Origin of the sequence: Avibacterium endocarditidis, assembly GCF_965138825.1 — a bacterium.
GTDB classification, from domain to species: Bacteria; Pseudomonadota; Gammaproteobacteria; order Enterobacterales; family Pasteurellaceae; genus Avibacterium; species Avibacterium endocarditidis.
In genome coordinates, this window is sequence record NZ_CBCSDH010000004.1 from 41,776 (window position 1) to 66,856 (window position 25,081).

27 protein-coding genes and 1 pseudogene are annotated in these 25,081 nt (G+C 40.7%); 14 read left to right on the forward strand and 14 right to left on the reverse strand.

The genetic code is table 11. The annotated features are described in order from the left end of the window. Positions 1-100 precede the first annotated feature (100 nt). The 3 genes from argH to argC form a co-directional block, all read right to left on the reverse strand. Positions 101-1,474 (reverse strand): argininosuccinate lyase, encoded by a 1,374-nt coding sequence (gene argH, locus ACNAV8_RS03200; protein WP_103854696.1) that lies wholly within the window; start codon positions 1,472-1,474, stop codon positions 101-103. Positions 1,475-1,557: 83 nt separating this feature from the next. Next, positions 1,558-2,331, reverse strand: a complete 774-nt coding sequence (argB, locus tag ACNAV8_RS03205; protein ID WP_103854697.1) for an acetylglutamate kinase — start codon at positions 2,329-2,331, stop codon at positions 1,558-1,560. Between the two features lie 12 nt (positions 2,332-2,343). Next, entirely contained in the window at positions 2,344-3,351 is a 1,008-nt protein-coding gene (gene argC, locus ACNAV8_RS03210; RefSeq protein WP_415777202.1) for an N-acetyl-gamma-glutamyl-phosphate reductase, read from the reverse strand. Between the two features lie 100 nt (positions 3,352-3,451). Between argC and argE the strand changes: the two genes are divergently transcribed. After that, on the forward strand, positions 3,452-4,594 hold the full coding sequence (gene argE / locus ACNAV8_RS03215; RefSeq protein ID WP_103854698.1) for an acetylornithine deacetylase: 1,143 nt from the start codon (positions 3,452-3,454) through the stop codon (positions 4,592-4,594). Positions 4,595-4,703: 109 nt separating this feature from the next. Beyond that, positions 4,704-4,943, forward strand: coding sequence for a YgjV family protein (locus ACNAV8_RS03220; RefSeq protein ID WP_103854699.1), 240 nt, complete (start codon positions 4,704-4,706; stop codon positions 4,941-4,943). A 21-nt stretch (positions 4,944-4,964) separates the two neighbouring features. On the opposite strand, the gene rlmC is transcribed toward ACNAV8_RS03220, so the two are convergent. From rlmC to hinT, 4 genes are read right to left on the reverse strand one after another with little or no spacing between them, the layout of a single operon-like run. Then, complete coding sequence (rlmC, locus tag ACNAV8_RS03225) at positions 4,965-6,134, reverse strand: 23S rRNA (uracil(747)-C(5))-methyltransferase RlmC (protein ID WP_415777231.1); 1,170 nt, start codon at positions 6,132-6,134, stop codon at positions 4,965-4,967. A gap of 9 nt (positions 6,135-6,143) precedes the next feature. After that, a complete protein-coding gene (gene nagZ, locus ACNAV8_RS03230; protein ID WP_103854700.1) occupies positions 6,144-7,187 on the reverse strand; it encodes a beta-N-acetylhexosaminidase in 1,044 nt (347 codons plus the stop codon). A gap of 8 nt (positions 7,188-7,195) precedes the next feature. After that, a complete protein-coding gene (locus ACNAV8_RS03235; RefSeq protein ID WP_103854701.1) occupies positions 7,196-7,564 on the reverse strand; it encodes a YcfL family protein in 369 nt (122 codons plus the stop codon). After that, positions 7,564-7,914: a purine nucleoside phosphoramidase gene (gene hinT / locus ACNAV8_RS03240; protein WP_103854702.1), complete on the reverse strand. Its 351-nt coding sequence runs from the start codon at positions 7,912-7,914 to the stop codon at positions 7,564-7,566. Before hinT ends, ACNAV8_RS03235 begins: the two co-directional genes overlap by 1 nt. Positions 7,915-8,179: 265 nt before the next feature. Between hinT and focA the strand changes: the two genes are divergently transcribed. The 6 genes from focA to ACNAV8_RS03270 all read left to right on the forward strand — a co-directional run bounded on the left by focA (position 8,180) and on the right by ACNAV8_RS03270 (position 14,798). Next, positions 8,180-9,034, forward strand: a complete 855-nt coding sequence (focA, locus tag ACNAV8_RS03245) for a formate transporter FocA (protein WP_415777203.1) — start codon at positions 8,180-8,182, stop codon at positions 9,032-9,034. A gap of 74 nt (positions 9,035-9,108) precedes the next feature. Further along, positions 9,109-11,421, forward strand: a complete 2,313-nt coding sequence (gene pflB, locus ACNAV8_RS03250) for a formate C-acetyltransferase (RefSeq protein ID WP_415777204.1) — start codon at positions 9,109-9,111, stop codon at positions 11,419-11,421. Between the two features lie 122 nt (positions 11,422-11,543). Then, a complete protein-coding gene (locus ACNAV8_RS03255; protein ID WP_415777205.1) occupies positions 11,544-12,563 on the forward strand; it encodes a hypothetical protein in 1,020 nt (339 codons plus the stop codon). Between the two features lie 103 nt (positions 12,564-12,666). Then, the gene (locus ACNAV8_RS03260; RefSeq protein WP_415777206.1) at positions 12,667-13,482 is read left to right on the forward strand and encodes a 5'-nucleotidase, lipoprotein e(P4) family; all 816 of its coding nucleotides are present in this window, start codon (positions 12,667-12,669) and stop codon (positions 13,480-13,482) included. Positions 13,483-13,617: 135 nt separating this feature from the next. After that, positions 13,618-14,358 (forward strand): pyruvate formate lyase 1-activating protein, encoded by a 741-nt coding sequence (gene pflA / locus ACNAV8_RS03265; RefSeq protein ID WP_103853371.1) that lies wholly within the window; start codon positions 13,618-13,620, stop codon positions 14,356-14,358. After that, positions 14,358-14,798: a methyltransferase family protein gene (locus ACNAV8_RS03270; RefSeq protein WP_103855113.1), complete on the forward strand. Its 441-nt coding sequence runs from the start codon at positions 14,358-14,360 to the stop codon at positions 14,796-14,798. The genes pflA and ACNAV8_RS03270 overlap by 1 nt, the downstream gene beginning before the upstream one ends. Positions 14,799-14,826: 28 nt before the next feature. Here the strand turns inward: ACNAV8_RS03270 and ACNAV8_RS03275 are convergent, their stop codons facing one another. From ACNAV8_RS03275 to ACNAV8_RS03295, 5 genes are all read right to left on the reverse strand, one after another. After that, positions 14,827-15,717: a DMT family transporter gene (locus tag ACNAV8_RS03275; protein WP_103855114.1), complete on the reverse strand. Its 891-nt coding sequence runs from the start codon at positions 15,715-15,717 to the stop codon at positions 14,827-14,829. 9 nt (positions 15,718-15,726) lie between these two features. Beyond that, complete coding sequence (rimI, locus tag ACNAV8_RS03280; protein WP_103855115.1) at positions 15,727-16,170, reverse strand: ribosomal protein S18-alanine N-acetyltransferase; 444 nt, start codon at positions 16,168-16,170, stop codon at positions 15,727-15,729. After that, a complete protein-coding gene (locus tag ACNAV8_RS03285; RefSeq protein ID WP_103855116.1) occupies positions 16,170-16,580 on the reverse strand; it encodes a DNA polymerase III subunit psi in 411 nt (136 codons plus the stop codon). The genes rimI and ACNAV8_RS03285 overlap by 1 nt, the downstream gene beginning before the upstream one ends. 139 nt (positions 16,581-16,719) lie before the next feature. Next, positions 16,720-17,316, reverse strand: a complete 597-nt coding sequence (locus ACNAV8_RS03290; RefSeq protein ID WP_103855117.1) for an opacity family porin — start codon at positions 17,314-17,316, stop codon at positions 16,720-16,722. An 18-nt stretch (positions 17,317-17,334) separates the two neighbouring features. Continuing rightward, positions 17,335-17,874 (reverse strand): SprT family zinc-dependent metalloprotease, encoded by a 540-nt coding sequence (locus ACNAV8_RS03295; RefSeq protein ID WP_415777207.1) that lies wholly within the window; start codon positions 17,872-17,874, stop codon positions 17,335-17,337. 65 nt (positions 17,875-17,939) lie between these two features. Here ACNAV8_RS03295 and ACNAV8_RS03300 point away from each other — a divergent pair. Then, positions 17,940-18,567: pseudogene (locus tag ACNAV8_RS03300) on the forward strand (IS1595 family transposase). Between the two features lie 69 nt (positions 18,568-18,636). Here ACNAV8_RS03300 and dsbB read toward each other — a convergent pair. Beyond that, entirely contained in the window at positions 18,637-19,170 is a 534-nt protein-coding gene (dsbB, locus tag ACNAV8_RS03305; protein ID WP_103855492.1) for a disulfide bond formation protein DsbB, read from the reverse strand. A gap of 12 nt (positions 19,171-19,182) precedes the next feature. Continuing rightward, a complete protein-coding gene (gene nhaB / locus ACNAV8_RS03310; protein ID WP_103855493.1) occupies positions 19,183-20,724 on the reverse strand; it encodes a Na(+)/H(+) antiporter NhaB in 1,542 nt (513 codons plus the stop codon). Between the two features lie 132 nt (positions 20,725-20,856). Here nhaB and fadR point away from each other — a divergent pair, with 132 nt between their 5' ends. The 5 genes from fadR (at position 20,857) to ACNAV8_RS03335 (ending at position 25,068) form a co-directional block, all read left to right on the forward strand. Next, positions 20,857-21,582: a fatty acid metabolism transcriptional regulator FadR gene (fadR, locus tag ACNAV8_RS03315; protein WP_103855494.1), complete on the forward strand. Its 726-nt coding sequence runs from the start codon at positions 20,857-20,859 to the stop codon at positions 21,580-21,582. A 73-nt stretch (positions 21,583-21,655) separates the two neighbouring features. Further along, the gene (locus ACNAV8_RS03320; protein ID WP_415777208.1) at positions 21,656-23,203 is read left to right on the forward strand and encodes a type I restriction-modification system subunit M; all 1,548 of its coding nucleotides are present in this window, start codon (positions 21,656-21,658) and stop codon (positions 23,201-23,203) included. Then, entirely contained in the window at positions 23,200-24,183 is a 984-nt protein-coding gene (rhuM, locus tag ACNAV8_RS03325) for a RhuM family protein (RefSeq protein ID WP_103853381.1), read from the forward strand. The genes ACNAV8_RS03320 and rhuM overlap by 4 nt, the downstream gene beginning before the upstream one ends. After that, positions 24,180-24,542 carry a restriction endonuclease subunit S domain-containing protein gene (locus tag ACNAV8_RS03330; protein WP_103853382.1) on the forward strand — a complete coding sequence of 121 codons (363 nt, stop codon included), beginning with the start codon at positions 24,180-24,182 and terminating at the stop codon, positions 24,540-24,542. The genes rhuM and ACNAV8_RS03330 overlap by 4 nt, the downstream gene beginning before the upstream one ends. After that, a complete protein-coding gene (locus ACNAV8_RS03335; protein ID WP_245872587.1) occupies positions 24,514-25,068 on the forward strand; it encodes a restriction endonuclease subunit S in 555 nt (184 codons plus the stop codon). The genes ACNAV8_RS03330 and ACNAV8_RS03335 overlap by 29 nt, the downstream gene beginning before the upstream one ends. Positions 25,069-25,081 lie beyond the last annotated feature (13 nt).

A 25,081-nucleotide genomic window follows, 5' to 3' on the forward strand; every position in this document is an offset into this window, starting at 1 on the left:
GAAAAATAATCACATAGTGTGCCTATTTTTACCAGTTTTTTGTTTCGGAAAAAAATTCACGCTAATAAAATTAGCGTGAATCAAAGAGGAAAAAATCAAATTATTTCAACCGCTCTTTTGCCTCAGCAATGGCTTCTGCCACTCGTAATGGGGACACACCACCTTTGGCGCAGCGTTTGTCTAAGCAGGATTGTAGCGATAGGATCTCATACACATCATCGCTGATCACATCACTAAATTGGCGGAACTCTTCTAAGCTCAGATCTTCTAAGCCTTTGTGTACGCTGATGGCATACACCACCGTTTCACCCACAATATGGTGAGAATCGCGGAATGGTACGCCTTTTGCCACTAAATAATCGGCGAGCTCGGTCGCATTTGAGTAGCCTTTTAGTGCCGCTTCACGGGTGCGCTCAACGTTCACTTTAATATCATCTAACACGAAAGTCGCCATATCCAAACAGTCTTGCCAAGTATCCAAGGCATCAAAAATGCCTTCTTTGTCTTCTTGCATATCTTTGTTATAAGCCAGTGGCAAGCCTTTTACTGTCATCAACATTCCAGTTAGCGCGCCCATCACTCGACCAGCTTTACCACGAATGAGTTCGCAAGCATCAGGATTTTTTTTCTGTGGCATTAAGGAAGAACCGGAAGTAACGCGGTCAGAAAGCTCCACGAAATCCGCTTCACCGCTGTTGAAGATAATCATATCTTCCGCAAAACGTGAAAGGTGAGCCATACTTAACGAAGCGGTGGAAAGTAATTCGATAATGTGATCGCGGTCGGAAACGCTGTCTAAGCTGTTACGGGTTGCCATTGCAAAGCCGAGATCTTGTGCTAATTGCTCACGATCAATGGCATACGCCGTGCCAGCTAACGCACCGCTTCCCAAAGGACAAGTATTCATTCGGTGATAAGCATCTGCCAAGCGAGAATAATCACGCTCAAGCATTTCCACATAAGCCATACACCAATGGGCGAACGTGATGGGCTGCGCACGTTGCAAATGGGTATAACCCGGCATTACGGCGTGTTGGTTGTTTTCTGCGGTTTCCACCAATTTGGTTTGCAAGGCACGAATAGAATATTGCAACTCGGTTACACGCTGTTTGCACCACATTTTGATGTCGAGCGCCACTTGGTCGTTACGGCTACGCCCTGTGTGCAATTTTTTGCCCAGATTTCCCACTTTGTTGATGAGCTTACTTTCTACCCAGCTGTGAATGTCTTCAGCGTCATCTTGCAAAATACCTTGCAAATTCGACCGCACTTCAATCAGCAGTTCGTTTAAGGCTTGCTCTAATTGTTGCTGTTCTTGCGCACTTAACACGCCAACGCTGACCAAGGCTTTTGACCAGCCGATTGAGCCTTCAATATCCTGTTCTGCAAGGCGATAGTCAAAGCGTAGTGAATCGTTGAAATCTTTAAAACGTTTATCTGCTGCTTGTGTGAAACGTCCACCCCAAAGTGCCATAGTTTATCCTTATCTTTTTGATTTTTATGATTAAAAAATGTAGAGGCGAACCCAAATGTTCGCCCATACCAAATGCTTTACGTTTACGGTAAAATTCTGGTGCCGATTATCTCACCTGCAAAAAGTGCGGTCAATTTTTCTGGATATTTCCAGTTGGCAATATCCACGCCTGTGTTAAGCATTTTTGCTGCATCTAAGGCAGCATTGACCTTCACGATCATTCCGTCTGTAATCACACCTTGCTGAATAAGTTGTTGAATTTGTTCGCTATTAAGCTGTGGTAGGCGTTGTTTATTGGCATCTAAAACGCCATCAACATCAGAAAGCATCACCAAATCGCCGCCAATTAATGCGGCAATCGCTGTTGCTGCTTGATCCGCATTTACGTTCATTAAACGCCCTTGATCGTCCACCGCAATGGAGCTAATAATGGGTAAAAAGGCTTCACTTAACAAGGTATGCAAAAGGGTGGGATTATTTGGCTTTACATTGGCAACGTGGCCAAGCTCTTCATCAAAGGCTTGTGCGCTAGTGAGTTTGCCATCTGCCAAACAAAGCCCTACGGGGTTGAGATTAAATTTCGCTGCTTGTGCCACCAAGGTTTTATTGGCAATGCCTGCAAGTGCGCCCACGATAATATCAATTTGATCCGCAGGCGTTACCCTTAAGCCATTTTTCTTTTGTACAGGCAATGCAAGGCGCTGCATTAATTCGTCCACCACGCAACCGCCGCCGTGTACGATAAGCAAAGGGCGGTCGAAATTTTGCTGATAATTTGTCAGTGCGGTAAACAGATTTTCCATTGCTTGCGGGGTATCTAATAGCACGCCGCCTAATTTAATTACTAAAGGTTTCATTCTTTTCTTCCACTAAATTAATCCCAAGGTTTCCGCAAAACCGTAACGAATATTGGCACATTGCACCGCTTGTGCTGCCGCGCCTTTAAGCAGATTATCTTCTGCGCCGACAATGATAATGTAGCCATTTTTCACTGCAAAACCGATGTCGCAATAAGGCGTAAATTCCACCGCTTTAATGCTTGGCAAGCCTTGTTCATAGACGCGCACAAGAGGGCGATGCGCATAATATTGCTGATAGGCTTCACGGATTTGCTGTTCACCTACACCATCTTTCAATTTAGCTGTAATGGTGGCTAAAATACCACGTTTAAAATTGCCTAAGTGCGGGGTAAAAATCACTTCTGTGCCTAAATGGGTGGCAATTTCAGGCTGATGACGATGGTTAAATACGCCATAAGCATTCAGGCTGACCTCGCAAAAACTATTCGTGAGCGATGCTTTGCGTCCAGCACCGCTTACCCCACTGACTGCATTAATAATAGGTAACTGATTGAGATCTAATAAATTGTTTTCAATTAATGGTTTTAAACTCAGTTGCGAAACTGTTGGATAGCAACCAGCCACCGCCACTAAATCTGTTTGCGCAATGGCACTGTCATTCCATTCAGCTAAGCCATAAACCGCTTTTTCTAATAATTCAGGATAACGATGTTCAAAGCCATAATATTGTGGATAAAATTTCGTATTATTCACCCGAAATGCGCCAGATAAATCAAATACTTTGCATTGATTTTGCAAGAAAATTGGCGCAAGATCGTGGCTAACTTCGTGTGCGGTGGCCAAAAAGACCAGATCATTTTGTTGTGCAAGTGCGGTTAAATTTTCGTCCAAAGGTTGCAACGGCAAATCAACAATCTGCTTCAGTTGCGGATAAATATCAGAAATGGCTTTATGCGCATCTTGGCTTTGCGCTGAAACATATAATCCATTGAGCTGAAATGCAGGGTGCAAGGTTAGAATACGAGCCAATTCAGCCCCTGTATAACCACTTGCCCCAATAATAATGGCTTTTTGCATAGAACACCTTGTAGATAAAAATATAACGCTTGATTAATTATGCTATTATTGTGCATAATTAATCATAAATCAACCTTTAATTTAATACAGGATAAACTTAATGAAAAAATTGCCGCCTTTCCTTGAAATGTATTCTCAGCTTATTGCATTGCCCACCATTAGTAGCGTAGAAGCAGAATTTGATCAATCGAATAAAGCTTTAATTGAATTGCTTGCCACTTGGCTTGGTGATCTAGGCTTTAAAACCAACATTATTCCTGTGGAAGGCAGCCGAAACAAATTCAATTTATTAGCCACCTGTGGCGAAGGGGAAGGGGGGTTATTGCTTGCAGGGCATACGGATACAGTGCCTTTTGATGAAGGACGCTGGCATTTTGATCCTTTCAAACTCACTGAAAAAGACGGCAGATTTTACGGCTTAGGCACCGCGGATATGAAAGGGTTCTTTGCGTTCGTGTTAGAAACCTTACGTCATATTGATCTGAGCAAATTAAGCAAACCGTTGCGGATTCTTGCTACCGCCGATGAAGAAACCACGCTTTTAGGCGCACGAACCTTCAGCCAGCACAGCCATATTCGCCCAGATTGTGCCATTATCGGCGAGCCAACTTCCTTAAAACCCGTGCGCGCGCATAAAGGGCATATCGGGCAAGCGGTGCGAATTATGGGGAAAACAGGGCATTCGAGTGATCCTGACAAAGGCATCAATGCCATTGAATTAATGCACGAAGCCACTGGCTATTTAATGGAAATGCGTAATGAGTTAAAGGCAAAATATCATCATTCCGCCTTTGCCATTCCTTATCCGACAATGAATTTTGGCGCAATCCTCGGCGGCGATGCGGTAAACCGTATTTGTGCGTGCTGCGAACTGCATTTTGACATTCGCCCGTTGCCACAAATGCGCTTAGAAGATCTCAATGAAATGCTACAAGAAAAGCTGCGCCCAATGTTTGAAAAATGGGGCGATCTCATTTCACTGAAAGCCTTACACGAACCTACCCCAGGTTATGAATGTGAACACTCTGCCCAAGTTGTCCAAGTGGTGGAAAAATTACTTGGCGAAAAATGCGAAGCGGTGAACTATTGCACCGAAGCCCCTTTCATTCAACAACTTTGCCCAACATTGGTGCTAGGCCCCGGTTCAATCGAACAAGCCCACCAACCTGATGAATATCTCTCCGCCGAATTTATCAAACCCACTCACGAACTATTGAGCAAGTTGATTGGGCATTTTTGCTAACGCAGAGATTTGCTAAAAATAAAAAGTGCGGTGATTTTTCACCGTATTTTTTGCGTCATTGTGCTAAGATACGCCCCCTTTTCTTTTCCATTCTTTTTAAGGAAATTTTATGGATTTATTAATGAATATTCTTGGCTATTTTGGCACGGCATTAGTGGTGCTTTCATTTATGACCAACTCACTATTAAAATTACGTTTATTAAATGCCACAGGTGCTTTTTTCGTTACCATTTATGCGATCTACACAAATGCCTTACCGGTGGTGCTGTTAGACGGTTTTATCGTTATCATCAATGTTATTCAGCTGATTAGACATCGTAAAAACACGACAAGCCTTCAATCTCACTAAGGACTTGAGAAAGAACGCTCATCATCCCCCTGAGCGTTCTAACAACACCAGCACCTCATAATGCGCCGTATTAGGGAACATATCAAAAAGTTGGATTTTTTGTGCTTGGTAGTTGGCTAATTCTTGCAAATCTTTGCCCATTGAAACTGCATTGCAGCTGGAATATAAAATAAAGTGCGGTTGTAATTTATTGAGAAATTGAGCCAACTCTTTGCCAATACCACGGCGTGGCGGATTGACGATCAGCAAATCTGGTTTTTCATTTTGTGCTAAGGCGAAATTTGCTGCATCTAAGGATTGAAACTTCACCTCTGCTAAGCCCAATTTTTCTGCTGACAAGCTGGCACTAGCGATGGCAGAAGGGGAAATTTCAATGCCAGTTAATTGCACGTTTACGCCTTTTTGTTGCAAGATCGCCGCACAATGCAAGCCAAAGCCACCTACACCGCAAAATAGATCCCAGATTTTGCTAATGGGAAGATCTTTAATCCATTGCTGTGCTGTGCCGTATAAGCCTTCTGCCACCTTTGGATTAGTTTGGAAAAAGCCTTGCGGACGAATAAATAACGGGATTTGGTTAAAATTTTCGGCGAGCTGTTTTTTTTCCGTGAGAAAAATTTCTTCTTCCCCTTCTAAAATCGCCGCGTGTTTCGGTTGGATATTGAGGCTCACCACCTTTATTTGTGGCAAGTTCGCCAATAATTGTGGTAATTCTCGTTGAATAAGCGCCAGTTTGGCGGTAGATCGCAACACAAAACGTAACATTAATGTGCCGTTACTTTGGCTTTCGGTAAGCAAAATATATTTCAGTTCACCTTTGCGTTTCGCGATATTATAAGGCACTAAGCCCGCGCGCCCGATAAAGGTTTTTAATTGGGCAAAAATCTCAGCGAAATGCGCAGGGTAGAGTAAACACTCGGATAAATCTACCGCACTTTGTGGATCATTGGGATCGGTCAAAATGCCTAAAATTGGACGTTCCACCGAACCGCTCACCACCATTTTGGCTTTGTTACGAAAACCTTGTTGCGCAGAAGTATAAGGTGGCAACCATTCAAGCTGTGATTGATCAAGCCCATTAAGTTGTTGAACTAAATGCGCTTTTTTCTCATCAAGCTGTTTTGCATAAGGCATTTCAATCCATTGGCAAGAACGGCATTGTCCCGCCATAAAGTGTGGACAAACTGGCATTGCTGACATTTAGGCACTCGCTAACCAAGTTTGTTGAAGTGCGGTCAATTTTTGCTGATTTTCTTGCCAACGTGATGATTTTTCTAAAGTTTTCCAATCTAACTGGCTACGTTTAAACAAACCTTGCAAACGTTGTTGGCGCAGGGCATATTGCTCAGGGGATTCTTGCGGTTGGAAATGATCTAGCACTTGGATCACGCCCTCACGCTCATTGCAAAGCAATAGTAAATCACAACCCGCATTAAGGGATTGCTGACAACGCGCCACAAAATCGCCCATAAAACCCGCACCTTTCATTCCTAAATCATCAGAGAAAATTGCCCCTTGAAAGCCGAGCTGTTGGCGTAACACCTGTTGTAACCAATAGCTTGATCCGCTTGCTGGTTGCGGATCGCATTGCGTGTAAATGACGTGTGCGGGCATTACCGCATCGAGATAATTTTCCGCGATTAAACGCTGAAACGGCACAATATCTTGCGTGAAAATATCCGCTTTGGGGCGTTCATCATACGGCGTTTCAAGGTGAGAATCTGCCAGAACGTGGCCGTGGCCAGGGAAATGCTTGCCTGTGCTGGCCATTCCTGTTTGCTTCATTCCAATAATAAATTGACGTGCGAGATCAAGGGTTTGTGCGGCTTCATCGTGAAAACTGCGATCACCAATAGCACGGCATTGATGGCCTAAATCCAGCACGGGCGCGAAACTCAAGTCAATATCCAGCGCGATCATTTCTGCCGCCATTTGCCAGCCTGCTTGCAATGCCATTGCTTGTTGCTGTTGCGGATCAGCGATTAGGCTAGCGAAACTTTGCATTGCGGGCAGTTGAGTAAAGCCTTCACGAAAACGTTGTACACGTCCGCCTTCTTGATCGACGGTAATCAATAAGGGTTTCTTTACTTTCTGTCGTAAGGTGGCGACAAGATGTTGAATTTGCTCACGATCATAAAAGTTGCGGGTAAATAAAATCACGCCAGCGACTAAGGGGTGCGCAAGCAATTCTAATTCTTCTTGGCTAACTTCTTGCCCAGTAAGATCGATAAGTAACGCTGACATTGAAATCCTTATTGCAATTTATTCAAACGAAGATATAAACGGTAATTGGCGCTTTGTTCCGTTGGCGGAACAGGCGTTAAGTTGGTTTGTTGGCTTGGTTGCAGCAGCAAACTAGAGGGCGCGTTTAAATTCGGCTCTTCCCCTTGGGTTACGCCATTTTTGTCATACCAAAAGAAATAATAAGCCACATCAAGCTGCTGCTGGCTTTTGTTTTTCAGCCAAACATTGTTGTGGCGTAATGTTGTTTCAATCAACGGCGCGAGATTGGCTTCTACATTTAAGATAGGCTCATTTTCGCTCACAATATTTTGCGAAGGTGTGGAACTACAAGCCGCAAGCAATAGGCTTAATCCGCACAGAAAAAACAGTTTTTTCATTATTTTGCCAACATTTTTCCTAAAGGTTCACCACCAAGTAAGTGCATATGTAAATGATACACTTCTTGTCCACCGTGTTTGTTGCAGTTTACGATTAAGCGATAGCCATCTTGTGCAATACCTTCTTGCTCTGCCAATTTTGCTGCAACGGTAAATAAACGCCCTAATGCCACCTCATCTTGTTCGGTAACTTCATTCACGGTTGGGATCAGTTTATTCGGAATAATCAAAATATGGGTTGCCGCTTGTGGTGAAATATCACGAAATGCGGTGACTAATTCATCTTGATAAACGATATTCGCTGGGATTTCTTTACGAATAATTTTGCTGAAGATGGTTTCTTCTGCCATTGGAAAATCCTTGTGTTTTAAAGGGATATTATTGCTTGTAAACAGTATAGATAAGTGCGGGTATTTTTATCAGAAAAGTTCAAAAATAGCAATCTGGATTACTTTTGTTATTATTTTGTTAAATTTTAGTTTTATAATGTTGCGATATGTTAAATCAATGTTGTAAAAATTGATTTACAACAAATTTTATAAAAAATAAAATCTTTTTTAGTTTAAAGTTCAGGACATATCCCTTAGAATTAGCACATAACTTTTAGGGGGTAGAATGAAAAAAGAAAACGCCGTGAGTTTTATGGCAACGCCAACGGAAATGGCTCAGCTCGCTGAAGATATTGGGGTTTATAAAGCCACTAAAAATCAATTCTATTCTTTTCTTTCCGCAATTTCAGCAGGGGCATTTATTGCGCTTGCTTTCGTCTTTTATACCACTACGCAAACAGGGCTAGCCAATGTGTCTTGGGGATTGGCTAAACTGGTTGGCGGTTTAGTGTTCTCTGTGGGCGTGATTATGGTGGTTGTCTGTGGATCTGAATTATTCACTTCATCAACAATGACGTTGGTGGCACGCGCAGGGCAACGCATCAATACCATTCAAATGTTACGCAACTGGGTTGCCGTTTATGCAGGCAATTTCGTGGGGGCAATCATCATCGCAGGCTTAATTTGGTTCGCAGGACAAACAATGGCAGCCAATGGACAATGGGGCTTGACGATTTTGAAAACAGCCCAACATAAGATTCATCATAGCTGGTTTGAAGCCTTTAGCTTAGGCATTTTATGTAACATTATGGTGTGCATTGCGGTGTGGATGAGCTATGCAGGAAAAACCTTAACAGACAAAGCATTGATTATGATTTTACCGATTGGTTTGTTTGTTTCTTCTGGCTTCGAGCATAGTGTGGCGAATATGTTTATGATTCCCCTTGGGATCATCACTGCCCATTGCAGTTCTGCGGAATTTTGGCAATCTCTTGGGCTGAATGCAGCGCAATTTGCTGATTTAGATGTTTATCATTTTGTTATAAAAAATCTTATTCCTGTTACGCTTGGTAATATTGTTGGTGGCGGGGTATGTATTGCATTAATGCAGTGGTTTACTAACAGACCACATTCACATTAGTTTGGCGTAAGAGCGGTTGTTTTTTCGCCGTTTTTACATAGTTAAAATTTTATTTACGTTAAAGGAAAATAGTAATGACTCAACTAACAGAAGCGCAAAAAAAAGCGTGGGAAGGTTTTACTCCAGGTGACTGGCAAACCGAAGTAAACGTACGTGATTTTATTCAAAAAAACTACACCCCTTATGAAGGTGATGAATCATTCCTTGCTGGTGCAACGGAAGCGACCACGAAATTATGGAATGATGTAATGGAAAAAATTAAGGTTGAGAACAAAACTCACGAACCTTATGACATTGATACAGATACGCCATCAACCATTACTTCTCACAAACCAGGTTACATTGAAAAAGACTTGGAAAAAATCGTGGGCTTACAAACTGATGCACCATTAAAACGTGCCATTATGCCTTATGGCGGAATTAAAATGGTGAAAGGTTCATGCCAAGTTTATCGTCGCGAATTAAAACCTGAAATTGAGCATATCTTTACAGAATATCGTAAAACCCATAACCAAGGGGTATTTGATGTTTACACCCCAGATATTTTACGTTGCCGTAAATCAGGCGTAATTACTGGTTTACCAGATGCTTATGGCCGTGGCCGTATCATCGGGGATTATCGCCGTTTAGCCCTTTACGGTGCTGATTTCTTAATGAAAGATAAATTCAACCAATTTAATTCATTACAAGAAAAATTAGAGCGTGGTGAAGATATTCAAGCGACAATTCAATTACGCGAAGAAATTGCTGAACAACACCGTGCATTGGGTAAAATTAAAGAAATGGCAGCCTCTTACGGTTTTGATGTTTCTAACCCGGCAACTAACGCACAAGAAGCGGTGCAATGGACGTATTTCGCTTATCTTGCAGCGGTGAAATCACAAAATGGTGCGGCAATGTCTTTCGGTCGTGTTTCTACTTTCTTAGATATTTACATTGAACGCGATCTTAAAGCGGGCAAAATCACAGAACAAGAAGCACAAGAATTAATCGACCACCTTGTAATGAAATTGCGTATGGTGCGTTTCTTGCGTACTCCAGAATACGATCAATTATTCTCTGGTGACCCAATGTGGGCAACCGAAACATTGGCAGGTATGGGCTTAGACGGTCGTACATTAGTTACCAAAAACAGCTTCCGTATCTTACACACCCTTTACACAATGGGGCCTTCACCAGAGCCAAACTTAACCATTCTTTGGTCTGAACAGTTACCAGAAGCGTTCAAACGTTATTGTGCGAAAGTATCTATTGATACGTCATCTGTACAATACGAAAATGATGACTTAATGCGTCCAGACTTCAACAGTGATGACTATGCGATCGCTTGTTGTGTAAGCCCGATGGTTGTGGGTAAACAAATGCAATTCTTCGGTGCGCGTGCGAACCTTGCAAAAACCTTGTTATACGCAATCAATGGTGGTATTGATGAAAAATCAGGTATGCAAGTAGGCCCTAAAACTGCCCCAATTACGGATGAAGTGTTAGACTTCGATACAGTAATGGAACGTATGGACAGCTTTATGGATTGGCTTGCTACCCAATACGTTACTGCATTGAACATCATTCACTTTATGCACGATAAATATGCCTATGAAGCGGCATTAATGGCATTCCACGATCGTGATGTATTCCGCACAATGGCTTGCGGTATCGCAGGGCTTTCTGTAGCAGCTGACTCATTAGCAGCGATCAAATATGCGAAAGTGAAACCAATTCGTGGCGACATCAAAGATAAAGATGGCAACGTAGTGGCATCTAACGTGGCGATCGACTTTGAAATCGAAGGTGAATATCCACAATTCGGTAACAACGACAGCCGTGTTGATGATTTAGCGGTAGATTTAGTTGAACGCTTTATGAAGAAAATTCAAACGCACAACACTTATCGCAACGCAACCCCAACACAATCTGTACTTACTATTACATCTAACGTGGTGTATGGTAAGAAAACAGGTAACACCCCAGATGGTCGCCGTGCTGGTGCGCCATTCGGACCGGGTGCAAACCCAATGCACGGACGCGATCAAAAAGGTGCAGTAGCTTCATTAACTTCTGTGGCGAAATTACCATTTGCTTACGCGAAAGACGGTATTTCTTACACCTTCTCAATCGTACCAAACGCATTAGGTAAAGATTACGAAGCGCAAAAACGTAACCTTGCAGGCTTAATGGACGGTTACTTCCACCACGAAGCGACTGTTGAAGGCGGACAACACTTAAACGTGAACGTAATGAACCGTGAAATGTTGTTAGATGCAATGGAAAACCCAGAAAAATATCCACAATTAACCATTCGTGTTTCTGGTTACGCCGTGCGTTTCAACTCTTTAACTAAAGAGCAACAACAAGATGTAATTACGCGTACTTTCACGCAAGCAATGTAATAATTTATTTCTTGTATTGGTTTTTAAAATCGGCTTTATGATATAAAGCCGATTTTTTATTTTTTGACATTTTTCTAGAAAATGCTAAAAATAAAAAATTACTACCTAATAGTATAGAAAAAATGAGAAAAACATTATTAATTTTATACATTATTGCATATATATTATATACTGTCTTAGTGTATTTCTTAAAAACTACTTTAAAACCTTTAATAAGGGTATTAAATGCATTAGCAAAGACTTTGGAATACACCATACATCTAATTGAGGAAATGCTTAAAGCATCAAAAGAGCTTCCTAAGGAACTTTCATTTATTCTTACCAAATATTCTTATCAAATAAAAATATTTATCCTGATCTATCTAGCTTATTGCATCATTTTTTACTCATTTTTTAAACTTCCAACTCCTATCACAGTGACAACATACATACCTATATATATTCCAATTTGTATATTTGTAATATTAGAACATAGTAAAAATTTTAGAAAATACTTTAACAAAACAAAAGAAAACTATATATTAAAATATTTATTAATCATATTGTTTTCTTTGTATTTAACTTATTGCTCATATATTTCGTCAGAAGAAATTTTAGGTATTACAGGCTATACAATTAACTTCTTTCCACTATCAAGCACTATACTAATACTATTAATAAATATAATACTTTTATTAATTCTTTACGTACCACTCACATTAATGATACTGGCATTATTTTATGAAATAAAGTCTTTTTCAACAAAAGAATATCTAAAATCATTTTATTATTTAATGATGTGTATAAACGTAATATTCCTCCCTTTGTTTATAAGTAAAAACAGTATAAATCATCAAGAATCAATTAAACACACCTTAATAAACACAAGTTTTTATGATCAATCTAAACTAAATAGTTTTTGTAACAATAACAAAGAAACAATTAAACGTAGAGCTAAAGAACGAATAGAACATATAAAAAATAAGGAGAAAGAAAAAATTAAATCCATAGTTCCTAACATTGAAGAAATAAAGATTTCCGTAATTGATAATAGCACCTTATCTATTGCAATACCAGTAACAGTAATATATAAAAATGAAGAAGATAATGAATACACTTCTTATGTATTTACTAGTGCTAAATGTGATAGAGAGTTTAACTAGAATATTATTATTCTAGAAATTTTATCTGCTATAATAAGTGCGGTAGTTTTTTACCGAATTTTTTAATGACTTTCCTACAACTTACTTTTCTACAGGAGAAGCGATGAAAAACACAAAATTCAAACTAGCTGTACTCACCCTTTCTTCCCTTTTTGCACTCACTGCTTGCACTTCAAGCCAGCAAAATGCGGAACAACAATTACAAGAGCAAGCGGTATTAGGCTTAAACTGGGTGCAACAATCAGGGGAATACCAAGCCTTAACTTACCAAGCCTTTAATCTGGCAAAAGTGGCATTCGACCAAGCGAAAGCGGCTAAAGGTAAAAAGAAAGCGGTTGTGGTTGATCTTGATGAAACAATGATGGACAACAGCGCTTATGCAGGCTGGCAAGTGCAGACAGGCACAGGGTTTAATGGCGAAGATTGGACTCGCTGGGTCAATGCGCGTGAAACTGCTGCAGTGCCGGGGGCGGTAGAATTTAATAATTATGTTAATACCCACAACGGTAAAGTGTTCTACGTTTCTAATCGTAAAGATGCCACAGAAAAAACCGCAACCCTTGATGATCTAAAAACCCTTGGCTTTATCGGGGCAAGTGAAGAAGTGCTTTATTTGAAAAAAGACAAATCAAATAAATCCCCTCGCTTTGCTGAAATTGAAAAACTGGGTTACGACATCGTCCTTTATGTTGGCGATAACCTTAACGATTTTGGCGATGCTACCTATAAAAAATCTAACGCAGAACGCCGTGCTTTCGTTCAACAAAATAGTAAGCAATTTGGTAAAAAATTCATTATGTTACCAAATCCAAACTATGGCGATTGGGAAGGTGGTTTAGCTAAAGATTATTACAAAGGTGATGATCAAAGCCGTGTCAAAATTCGCCACGATGCCATCAAAGCATGGAGCGGAAAATAAGTTTTTTCGCCAAGATTACGCTATAATACACACAATCTGCCTTACGCTTAGGCAGATTGATTTCCATTTAATGCTTTTTTTGAAAGCCTTAAATAGAAATTAACGATTTTACATTCTCTCTAACAAAGGAACATTATGTCTGTTTTAGCTCGCTACCATTCTTATGAATCTTGCGGCACGGTTGATGGCCCGGGAATCCGTTTTATCCTGTTTTTGCAAGGCTGCTTAATGCGTTGCAAATACTGCCACAACCGTGATACTTGGGATCTACACGGCGGAAAAGAAATTTCCGTAGAAGATCTAATGAAAGAAGTGGTTACTTATCGACATTTTATGAATGCTTCTGGCGGTGGCGTTACTGCCTCTGGCGGTGAAGCCGTGTTACAAGCAGAGTTTGTGCGCGATTGGTTTCGTGCTTGCAAAAAAGAAGGTATTCACACCTGTTTAGACACCAACGGATTTGTTCGTCATTATGATCATATTATTGATGAACTGCTTGATGTTACCGATTTAGTGCTGCTCGATCTGAAAGAACTCAATGATCGCGTACACCAAAATTTGATTGGTGTGCCTAATAAACGCACCTTAGAATTTGCTCGATATTTACAAAAACGCAACCAGCCTGTATGGATTCGCTATGTGGTTGTGCCGGGCTGGACAGACAGCGATGAAGACGTGCATTTGCTTGGGCAGTTCATTCAAGATATGCACAATATTGAAAAAGTTGAGCTACTCCCCTACCACCGCCTTGGCGCACATAAATGGGAAGCGATGGGGGAAAAATACGAACTGGAAGATGTTAAACCACCAACAAAAGAATCCCTTGAGCATATCAAGCAAATCCTTGAAAGCTATGGGCATAAGGTAAGTTATTAATGGGGAAGATTATCCTTCCTCCTCCCCTCGTTTTCCTTGCTTGTGCGGGCGGAATGTATTTGCTTCCGCCCTTTAGATTATTTCACCTTTCACGACTTCTTATTTTGCCGATAGTGTTACTCGCAGGCCTTATTGCTATTTGTAGCCTTTGGCAATTTCATCAAGCTAAAACCACGATCAGTCCGCTGTCGGTAGAAAAAACTTCGCAGCTTATCACAACAGGCATTTATGCGTTTAGCCGCAACCCCATGTATCTTAGTTTATGGTTGATTTTACTCAGCTGGTTTTTATGGCTAGGCAATGGGCTGGCAATTTTGGGGCTGATTTTCTTTGTTCTCATTATGAACCAGTTCCAAATAAAGCAAGAGGAACAAGCGTTATTACGAATTTTTGGCGACACCTACCGTCAATATTGCCAACAGGTTAGACGCTGGATATAACTCACCGTACAGAAAGTGCGGTCATTTTTTAGCATTTTTTTCTACGCAAAAACTGTTTTACTTTTTCTTTCGGCAAGCGGTAGAAAATTAAGGCAATAAAAATTAAGCCGCAGCCTAGTGCCTTATGGGGAGTGAGCGGCTCGTGGAAAATTATCATACTTAAAAACAGCGTCCATACCGGCTCAAGCAGCATAATTAATGCGGCATTACCGACACTGGAATATTTCTGCCCGAGCGTTTGCAGTAAAAAGCGGAAATTGGTGGCGATCAACACGCTAGCAGCCAACCAACTCCAAGTTTCATTAGGAATATTTGCAGGCCAAGTTTCCATAAACATTGAATACAAACCACATAAAATCCCAACCATAGCAAGCTGAATGGTGGTGAGTGGCAACACGGGAACGTGGCGTGCATAATGATGATTAAGCACAAAATAGCTAGCGGCCAATAATGAAGTGAGCAAATACAGGCTATTATCGGAAGAAAGATCAAAGCCATTGTTGCCTAAGGCAAGAAAGTACAAGCCTAAAACCGCAATGGGTAAACAGAGCCAAAAGCTCGATTGTGGTTTTTGTTTAAACACGATCCAAGCGAGCAACGGTGCGATCAACATTGATAAACTGGTGAGAAACGCACCCTCACCGAAATTGGTATTATTGGTGATGGCTAAAATCCAAACACCAAGAAAAACCGCAAAAACACCACCAATTAGCACCGCACTTATCACTTGCTGGCGATTTAAACGGCGTAAATGAACGTAAGCAAAGGGCAGAAAAACCAGTGCGGCAAGAAAAAACCGCAAACCGATAAATCCTACCGAGGGCAAAGCATCAATGGCATATTTTGAAAAGAACCAGCCAATAGCGGCCGAAATAGTCACAAATAAAAGGATAATTTCCCCACGATAACGTTCTAACATTGTTGTTCCTTATAAATAACACGCCATAACCACGGCGTTTTCTCGTCCACCGTCTAACGTTGGATAATAATTTTTACGAATATCCACTTCGTTAAAGCCGCATTGCAGATAAAGTTTTTGTGCAATTTCATTGGATTGACGCACTTCTAGCCATAACGTCAAAATGCCCTGCCCGCGCAATTCATCGATTAACGAATGCAATAATTGCTTTCCTAAGCCTTGCCCTTGATAGGCTGGATCAATGGCAAGGTTGAATAGGGTCGCTTCATCAAGCACTTTTTGGCAAATAGCAAAGCCGATAATACGTTGCTCTTTCTCCAATTTTAAATTGAAATAGCGCTCGCCTTGATTATTTTTTAATGTTCCCAATGACCAAGGCACAAGATGTGCCTGCTGTTCGATCTCAAATAATCGATCAAAATCCTGAGATAGAATAGGGGAAATTTTTACCATTATGGGTTAATTCCTTGAATTTGTTGCCATAATTTACGTTTTTCTTGTGGGCTTGCCATAAAGGTTTGCCAATCTGGCGAGCGCCATTGGCTCAATGCTTTTTGACAATAAGGTAAAGTGCAGTGGATTTTTTCTGAATTTTCACTTAAGAGCCAATAATGCACTTCGTGGCTGACGTGCAAGTGGGGGATAAAATCAAAATGAATCGCTAAATATTCATTTTGATTTAGATCTAAGCTACGCAAAATATCTTGTAATAATGCAGTTGGGGGATTTTCGGTTTCACTAATGATCACCAACCGCACCTGCTCATCAATAGGAATATTTACTACGCCTTGCAAACTTTCAGGGCGCACCAGTTGCCATTGGAAAAGCCCCATTTCTTGTAACAGAAGTTGATGCCGTTTCATTATGTTACCGTTGATTAAGAAAATTGCTGTATTGTAAACATTTAGCAAAGGTTCATCAAATAAAGGCAAAATATTTCAGCATAAAAAAATGCGGTGGAAAACCACCGCACTGACAATGAAAATCTATAAAAGTTGATGATTAGAATTCGTAACGAAGACCTACTTTTACACCATATTGGTTTACTTTGGTATTTTCAAAAGAAGCTAAACGTTGCAATTGAACACCTGCATCTAAAGCTAAATTATCCGTAAGTTGATAAGAAGCTCCTGCTAATACACCATAACCGAATTTAGTGTGTGACTCATTATCAGAACCCGTAAAATGCCCATTAGGGTTAACTTCTACCGAAGTGTCATTAAGCTTTACCTTATTTAAGGATAAACGAGCACCAATGTAAGGCTTAAGTGGAATATCTAAATTAAAATCATAAAGGGCAGAAAAACCAAAACCTTGAGCTTTAATTGAACCATTGCCTTTTTCATAATCTGTAGCATTTTCTTGAATATGATAAGAATAGTTTTTCTTACCATAATAAGTGTAATCTAATGCAAAACGTAGTTCATTGACTTTATATCCAACAGCCACACTTGGAGCTACTTTGCCCATATTAAGATCATTGAAACCTCCAGTAAATTTAGTTTTTGAGTAACCTAAATCCCCTTGTACATACCAATTTGCATTGGCTGTTGCTGAAACAGCTAAAGCACCAATTACGACTGCTAATAATTTCTTCATAGTATTCTCCAATAAAGGTTATAAAAATTGTTTAATTCTAGCATAGTTTTTAACTAACGGTAAATAGTTCAACGCTTGTTTACATTCTTTACAAAAATACACCGCACTTTTCTTTTGTACTTTGTTGTGGCGGCGTACGCTAAGATCGTGAGTGCGGCAACCGCAGCGGTAAGTAAAGGTTTTCCCCTGCACACTTTTAACATCTAAATTGTGGTAAATTTCCGCAGGTTGCTGGAAAATGTTTTCCATCACCGCTTTCCATTCTTTGCCGTGCGACGCAACTCGCCCAAACATTTGATAAACAATTAAATGAGCTAATTCGTGTGGAACAATTTGTTGCAAAAAATAGTCAGGATTTTCCAACAATAAAGTGCGGTTAAAACGGATTTCATTTTTCTGCAAATATGCCACGCCTGCTTTCACCCCACGCAGTTGATAACTCACTGTCGGCATTGGGAAAGTACGTTGAAAATATTGCTCCGCAAGTTGCAAATAATGGCGTAACCGGCGAAGGATTTGTATATTAAGTAAACGTAATGAAGAATAAGTTTCTGACATAACTAAAAAATATAAGGGACTGTACTAGATAACGACTAAAATTCCATTTATGTTAGAATGGGTCAATGAGAAAAAGTCGCCCAGTCAGCATAAACAAACTCATTGAACTGTTTGTTGCGAGTGTTACAACGAGAACAGCAAGTGAGTTAGTCAATGTAAACAAAAATGTAGCCGATTATTACTTTCATCAATCACGCTTACTCATCTATCAAACCAATCTACATTTGGAAATGTTTGAGGGGCAGATCAAAGTCGATAAAAGCTATTTCGGCGGTGCTCGCAAAAGCAAACAAGGCTGTGCTGCAGAAAGAGTCGTGGTATTTTTTGGACTTCTCAAGAGAAATGGCAAGGTTTATACCGTTATTGTACCTAAAATACTCAACCAGCGACGTTATTACAAATCCGCGAGATAGCATTATTTACACGGATACCTACCTTAGCTATGATGTACTTGATGTAAGTCAATTTAGCTGTCCTCGCCTCAACCACAGCACACATTTTGCTGAAAATCATAACCATATAAACAGAATTGAGAATTTTTGGAACCAAGCAAAACGTCATTTATACAAGTTTAATTGCATTCCAAAGAGCATTTTGAACTGTATTTTAGGGAATACGAATGGCGTTTTCAATAGTAACATAAAATCTCAAATTTCAACTTTAAAGCAATTCGTTAAGGAAAGTTTGCTCTAGTTATCTAGTACAGCCCCTTATTTACTACAATCATTCAATGTTTATATAAAATCCTCAGTTATAATCCAATTACCTAAAAATATTACGATTTTGCTCTACCCGTTTAAATTGGCTAATTAATAAAACCGCCAACAGTAGACTGTAAAAGGCAAAAATCACCACAATCCATTGTGCCATTGAGAAGCCTAGGAAAGACCAGCTAATCTCCGCACAAGATCCCGTTGGATTAAATACATAAGGCAACCAGCGATCTAATGGCAAGGTTTGTGGAAATTCAGCCATATAAGAACATTGATTCCAAGGTGCCGGATTGAGCTGATAATCAACGTGTTTAATGGCGAGCAATAAGCCTTTCACTGCGCTACCCAAGCCCACCAATAATGCCAATAAACGCAAAATTAATGCGCGTGGATAAAGCAAGCCAATTAATGCTGAAAATGTAATGCCAAACAAGGCGACTCGTTCGTAAATACACATTACGCAAGGGGCCAACCCCATTCCGTGTTGAAAATAAAGTGCGGTGCTTTCTAACGCAATTGTTGAGATCAATAAAAGCAACCAACCACCACGATTGAGTGATAACTGTTTGAAATATTTCAGCATTGGGAATCCTTCTTATACTGGCGTAATTAATCCAATTTGTGCTAAAAGTTGTGTCATTGCTGGCAATAAAAATTCTACCGCAAATAACCCTACTAAAGATAACACAATTGTATAAGGTAGCGCCATATAAACCATTCTTCCATAAGACAAACGAATTAACGGCGCAAGTGAAGAAGTCAGCAAGAATAAAAATGCCGCTTGCCCATTTGGCGTTGCCACCGATGGCAAGTTTGTCCCTGTGTTGATGGCGACAGCAATTAATTCAAATTGATGTGGCGAAATAATCTGTTGTTCTAATGCAGCTTTTGCTTCGTTAATATAAACCGTTGCCACAAATACGTTATCAGAAATCGCGGATAACACCCCATTGAAAACATAGAACAGCATTAATTGCACATCTTCGGAAGCAGAAAGCACAAGATCAATAATAGGTGCAAACAGGTGTTGATCCACAATCACCGCCACCACTGAGAAGAATACCACCAACAATGCAGTGAATGGCAAGGATTCTTCAAAGGCTTTACCGAGCGCGTGTTCACTGGTAATACCGCAAGCTGATGTACATAAAATAATGACACTTAGCCCAATTAGCCCGACTGCAGCCAAATGGAACGCCAAGCCAACCACTAACCATACGCCGACTAAGGCTTGGATCACCAATTTTACGCGTTCTTGATTGTTCATTTTGAGCTGGCGGTTGCGGTCAAATTTAGCCAGTACGCCCCACACTTTACGCGGAAGTTTCGCACCATAACCAAATAAGCGGAATTTTTCCACCACAAGGCAAGTTAATGCGCCACAAATTAAAATTGGCACGGTAACTGGCGTCATACGGAAAAAGAATTCGCCAAAGCCCCATTTTGCTTGTTCAGCAATGATCAGATTTTGCGGCTCACCGACCATTGTCATCACGCCGCCTAATGCCGTCCCCACGGCTGCGTGCATCATTAAGCTACGCAAAAAGGCACGAAATTCTTCCAAGGTTTCACGGCTATTGCCAATGTGTTTGTCATCATTAATATCATCAGAATCATCGAATTGTTTGCCTGATGCCACTTTATGATACACACCGTAAAATCCCATTCCCACGCTAATAATCACCGCCACCACGGTTAAGGCATCTAAAAATGCGGAAAGAAATGCCGCACTTAAGCTAAATGAAAGGGATAACACCAATTTAGAACGAATGTTGAGTAACAGCTTGGTAAAAATGAAAAGGAGCAGCTGTTTCATAAAATAAATGCCCGCCACCATAAACATTAACAGCAAAATCACTTCAAAATTTGCCATAATTTCTTCTTTAACGTGTTCGGGGTGAGTCATTCCAATCATCACCGCTTCAATGGCTAACAGCCCGCCGGGTTGTAATGGATAACATTTCAACGCCATTGCAAGCGTTAAAATAAACTCCGCAACCAACACCCAGCCCGCAATAAATGGGCTAACACAAAAAAACAAAATCGGATTTAAAACTAAAAATCCGACTATTGCCAGTTTGTACCAATCAGGACTTGAACCAAGAAAATTTTTCAGAAATGCTTGAGAATAGTTCATATTACGACCTTTACTTTAAAACGAAAAAATATAACTGTGCTAATTGTAATATATCCACCTTTCAAGGATAATAACAAATCTCTATTTTGTTATCTATATCACAAATTTTTCAACAAATAATTGCGCAAAAGTATGAATAATCATCAGTCGCTTCTTAAAGCCCAAAGCCCAGCGGGATTAGCTGAGGAATATATTGTAAAAAGCATTTGGAATAACCATTTTCCACCAGGTTCTGATCTACCAGCAGAACGGGAATTAGCAGAAAAAATCGGGGTAACCAGAACGACATTGCGAGAAGTGTTGCAACGCCTTGCCCGTGATGGCTGGTTAAGCATTCAACACGGTAAACCAACCCGCGTGAATAACGTATGGGAAACCGCTGGGCCAAACATTATCAGCACGCTGATTCAGCTTGATAAATCCACCATTCCTGTGATCATCACCAATGTGGTGTCTTTGCGCACTCGAATGGGGGAACATTATATCCCAGAAGCCATTCAAACCGATCCTGCCGCTTCATTAAAATTATTTGAAAACCTACCGCACTTGGCCGACACCCCACAAGCCTACGCAGAATTTGACTATAATTTATACCGCTCTTTTACCTTTGTGGCTAACAAACCCGTCTATGGTTTAATTCTAAATAGCTTTAAAGATCTCTATCACCAAGTGGCATCGTTATTCTTTTCTGAAGCCAAATCACGCCAATTCACTATGCAATTTTACCAAGCCCTACGCCAAAGCTGCGAACAAGGCAACGTTGAACTTGCCATTCAATGCCTAGCGGAAAACCGCGAACGCAGCAGCAGCATTTGGAAAGCAATGTTGCATCATTTACCGGCGGATTTTGGGGAGTAACAGATTTATTAACAAACAATCAGTAAGTAAAACATAATTAGAAGAAATATCATCAAATCTTGGGAGAACACAAATGACAAGTACTCAGCAACGTGCAGAATTACAACGTAGAATCTGGCAAATCGCCAATGAAGTCCGTGGCGCCGTAGATGGCTGGGATTTTAAACAATTTGTTTTAGGCACACTGTTTTACCGTTTCATCAGCGAAAATTTTACTCATTATATTGAAGGTGGCGATCCTGATGTAAATTACGCCAGCTTTCCTGATGATGCCATCACCCCAGAAATTAAAGATGATGCAATTAAAACCAAAGGCTATTTCATCTATCCCTCACAGCTTTTTACCAATATCGCTAAAAATGCTCACATCAACTCTGAACTAAATATGGATTTGAAAAAAATCTTTGACGCCATTGAAAGCTCTGCTAACGGGTACGATTCCGAGCGGGATATTAAAGGACTTTTTGCTGATTTTGATGTCACCAGCTCCCGACTGGGCAACACGGTAGAAGATAAAAATAAACGCCTTGCTGCCGTGATTAAAGGCGTGGCAGATTTGGATTTTGGCCATTTTGAGGATAATCATATTGACCTCTTTGGCGATGCTTATGAATTTTTGATTTCCAACTACGCCGCCAATGCAGGCAAATCGGGCGGTGAGTTTTTCACCCCGCAGAATGTTTCTAAACTCATTGCACAGCTGGCGATGCACGGACAGACAGAAGTGAATAAAATTTATGACCCTGCTTGTGGTTCGGGTTCTTTGCTCTTACAGGCTAAAAAGCAATTTGACGAGCACCTGATTCAAGAGGGATTTTTTGGGCGGGAAATCAACCATACCACCTACAACTTGGCGCGTATGAATATGTTCCTGCACAATATCAATTACGACAAATTTGACATTTCGTTGGGTGATACCCTTCTTGCCCCGAAATATGGCGATGAAAAACCCTTTGATGCCATTGTTTCCAATCCGCCCTATTCAGTGAATTGGATTAGTTCAGATGATCCCACCTTGATTAACGACGAGCGTTTTGCTCCCTCTGGCGTGCTTGCGCCAAAATCCAAAGCTGACTTTGCCTTTGTGCTGCACGCCTTGTACTATCTTTCAGCTAGAGGCCGTGCCGCCATTGTTTGCTTCCCAGGGATTTTTTACCGCGGCGGTGCTGAGCAAAAAATCCGCCAATATTTGGTAGACAATAACTTTGTAGAAACCATTATTGCGCTGCCGCCCAACCTATTTTTTGGCACTTCCATCGCGGTGAATATTTTGGTACTTTCCAAGCACAAACCTGATACTAAAACCCAGTTTATCAACGCCAGCGGTGAGGAATTTTTCAAAAAAGAAACCAACAACAATGCGCTGACCGATGATCATATCGCCCACATCATCGAACTTTTTGACAAAAAAGAAGATGTACCGCATCTCTCTGCCATGGTAGACAACAGCACCATCGCGCAAAATGATTACAACCTTTCCGTTAGCACCTATGTGGAAGCGAAAGACACGCGCGAGGTGATTGACATCAACCAGCTCAATGCTGAGATTGATGACACCGTTGCCAAAATCAGCCAGCTACGTGGAGAGATTACTCAAATCATCAAAGAGATAGAAGCATGAGCGAGATGATTTTATACACCGCGGCCGATGGCGGTATACAAATCAAAGTAACCCTAGAAGATGAAACCGTCTGGCTGACCCTAGACCAAATGGCACAGCTTTTTGGCAAAGCTAAATCTACCATTAGCGAACATATTAAAAATATTTTTGCAGAGAATGAGTTAGAAAAAGATTCAGTTGTTCGGAAATTCCGAACAACTGCCGCCGATGGCAAAAATTATGAAGTGAATTACTACAACCTTGATGTCATCATCTCCGTAGGCTATCGGGTGAAATCCTTGCAGGGAACTCGCTTCCGCCAATGGGCTACCACGCGGCTTAAAGAATATCTCATCAAAGGCTTTACTATGGACGATGAACGGCTGAAAAACCTCGGTGGTGGTAGCTATTGGAAAGAACTTTTAGCACGCATCAAAGACATCCGCTCTAGCGAAAAAGTGATGTATCGCCAAGTGCTGGATCTCTATGCCACTGCCACCGATTACGACCCGCAAAGCGACATCAGCAAGCAGTTTTTCCAAACAGTACAAAACAAACTGCACTACGCTGCTCATGGACATACCGCCAGCGAAGTCATCTACTACCGTGTAGACAGCGACAAACCTTTTGCCGGCCTAACCCACTTTAAAGGTGCGCAGCCCACACAGGCAGAAGCCATGATCGCCAAAAACTTCTTGGAAGAAAAAGAACTCAGAATCCTCAACAACCTCGTTGCCGCCTACTTTGACCTAGCCGAACTCAACACCCTAGAAGAGCACGAAATGCGTATGGAAGATTTCTTGCGCGAACTGGATACAATTTTGTCCTCCACCGGCAGAAAAGTGCTGGAAAATGCTGGCAAAATCTCTTCTGCCCAAGCGCAAGAAAAAGCCAAAGCCGAACTGCGTAAATACAAGGCAAAAACCCTTAGCTCCGTAGAAGAAGACTACCTGAAAGCCATTAACACATTAACCCAAAAGACGAAGAAGAAACAGCTATGAACTACTTAGAAAAACTACTACAAGGCGCCCCCGTAGAATGGAAAACCCTCGGGGAGATGTGTGAAATAGCCAATGTGGGCGTAGATAAAAAGAAAAAAGAAAATGAGAGAGAAGTAAGGCTTCTTAACTTTGTTGATGTTTTCAATAATCAATATATTTCCAATGAAACCCCTACAATGGTTGTAACAGCGAGTGAGCAAAAAATTAAAGATTGTGATATAAAAGCAGGAGATGTTTTTATAACTCCGTCGTCAGAGATAATTGATGAAATTGGATTTTCCGCAGTGGCAATAGAAGACTTTGATAACGCTGTTTATAGTTCTGGGGGAGGTGGCGGACGTAATAGATTCTTTACATAAAACGCCTGTTTATGCCGATAAAGGTTTAAGCATGTGCCGTGTAACAGATATTAAGGGAGGATTCTTAAACCTTGAGGAGACTTTTAAGGTAAGTGAAGAAGTATTTGCGGAATTTACTAAAAGATACACGCCTAAAAAATATGATTTAGTTATGTCAAGAGTTGGGTCTTATGGTAATGTTAGTATTGTTCCACTCGATGATGCAGTATGTATGGGGCAAAATACCGTTGTAATACACTCACATATCAATTCTAAATTTATGTATTATTTTTTGACCTCTAAGTCTGCCCAAGAATTTATTGAAAAAAATGTCGGAGGAGGAAATCAAAAAACATTAAGTTTAAAAGCAATTAATTTAATTTCCATCCCCCTGCCCCCGATAGAGGAACAAAAGCGTATTGCGGGCATTTTAGATAAATTCCATACGCTGGCGCATTCGCTTTCGGAGGGTTTGCCCAAAGAAATCGCCCTACGGCAGAAGCAGTATGCCTATTATCGGGATTTGTTGCTTGGATTTGATAATTAATATTATACAGGTG